Below are 1253 nucleotides of genomic sequence, written 5' to 3'. Positions count from 1 at the left end.
CGAACCCACGTAGTCAGCTTGGGAAGCTGAAGTTCTACCATTGAACTACACCMGCAATGGGCCGCGAGTTTACAGGGCTGAATGCGATTCCCACGGCTACAGTCGCGCGCATGACGTCCTCCGCCTCGCCCGCCCAGCGTCCGCCTGCCACTTTGCTGATCGCCTGGCGCCAGTTGCTGCGGGACTGGCGGGCCGGCGAGTTGCGCTTGCTGATGCTGGCCGTGGCCCTGGCCGTCGCGGCACTGTGCGCTGTGGCCTTCCTGTCCGACCGCCTCGACCAGGGCCTGCGCCGCGACGCCGCCAAGCTGCTGGGCGGCGATGCCGTCGTTGCCAGTGACCAGCCCACGGCCCCTGCCCTCGTCGACCTGGCCGCCGCCCAGAACCTGACCACCGTGCGCACGGCCACCTTCCCCAGCATGGCGCGCAGCGACGAAGCCCATGGCGGCGAGAGCCGGCTGGTGGCCGTGAAGGCCGTTGGTGCGGGTTATCCGCTGCGCGGCAGCATCAAGCTGCGCGAGGCCCTGCCCGGCCGCAGCGGTGCGCCAGCCGCCGGCGAGGTCTGGGTCGACCCGGCCGTGGCCGATGGCCTGGGGCTGAAGCTCGGCGACACGCTGCTGCTCGGCGACGCAAAGCTGAAGCTCGCTGCGTTGATCGAGACCGAGCCCGACCGTGGCGCCGGGTTCATGAGTTTCGCGCCGCGCGTCATGCTGGCCGAGGCCGACCTCGCCGCCACCCGTCTCGTGCAGCCCGCCAGCCGCCTCACCTACCGCATGGCGGTCGTGCCCGGCCCGGGCGCAGCACCGGGTGCCGTCGGCCGCTTCGTGGCCGGCGCCGAGCAACTCGTCGAGAAGGACAAGCTGCGTGGCGTGCGCCTGGAGTCGTTGGAGTCCGGCCGCCCCGAGATGCGCCAGACGCTGGACCGCGCGGCCCGCTTCCTGCGCCTGGTGGCCATGCTGTCAGCCCTGCTCGCAGCCGTGGCCGTGGCGCTGGCGGCACGCGACTTTGCAGCCCGCCATCTGGACGACTGCGCCATGCTGCGCGTGCTCGGCCAGCCGCAGCGCCGCATCGCCTGGGCGTACGGCCTGGAGTTCCTGCTCGCAGGCCTGAGCGCCAGCGCGGTCGGCGTGCTGGGCGGCCTGGCCCTGCACCAGGTTTTCGTGTCGCTACTGGCCGGGCTGATCGACGTCGACCTGCCACCGCCCAGCATCTGGCCGGCGCTGCTGGGCCTGGGCCTGGGCTTGTCGGGCTTGTCG

At 72.0% G+C, this 1253-nt stretch carries 1 protein-coding gene; it reads left to right on the top strand.

All coding sequences use genetic code 11. The features are described from left to right. Positions 1-110 precede the first annotated feature (110 nt). Positions 111-1253: ABC transporter permease (locus AC1DU6_RS31780; RefSeq protein ID WP_477862175.1), on the top strand; the 1143-nt coding region annotated here is incomplete at its 3' end.

Source organism: Roseateles sp. P5_B10 (assembly GCF_056400485.1).
This window is presented reverse-complemented; position numbering and strand designations above follow the sequence as displayed.